Genomic DNA, 548 nt, shown 5'->3' with positions numbered 1-548 from the left:
ACCAACGATGACTGGTGCTTGGTATTGGTCAATTAACTTAGGTACTTCAATATCCGGTAACAAGCCTGATTTCGCACGGTAATTTTCGAAATTGAATACCGAATTTAAGCCTGTTTCCACATTCCAATAAAAAGTCCCATTATGTAGGTGGTAGTCGTCGACAACTTTTTTAAAGGCATTAATTAGGTCCTGTTTAGCCATCCAATGGTTGGTGTCCCTAAGCACTGTAAAGTGTGTTAATACCGCAGCACAATAGGTGCCACAGATACCTGGACTACCTTTGTTTATCCAAGACTTGTAAGGTTTAAAGGCCTTTTCATCAAGTCCGGTCCAAATGAGTTTTTCCATATCCGTCCCTCCAATCAATATAACTTATTATATCATTATTCGACCTATCTTTTAATTATAGTGCTTATAGAATAGGAATTCACTTCTTGCCCGCACCACAAATTAAAGGTCTTAAAAATCTAATAATATTGCGACCTATCCGTGTTTTTCCCGTGAATTGTTGCTATAATGATAACTATGATTACATTAGGGAGGTGTAC

Annotated in this window: 1 pseudogene; it reads right to left on the bottom strand. The window is 37.6% G+C overall.

From position 1 onward, the window contains the following. Positions 1–348: pseudogene (locus ACRCJ0_RS19005) on the bottom strand (dihydrolipoamide dehydrogenase); the annotation flags it as partial. Between the last annotated feature and the right edge of the window lie 200 nt (positions 349–548).

The organism is Aerococcus sp. L_32, from assembly GCF_050689315.1.
This window is presented reverse-complemented; position numbering and strand designations above follow the sequence as displayed.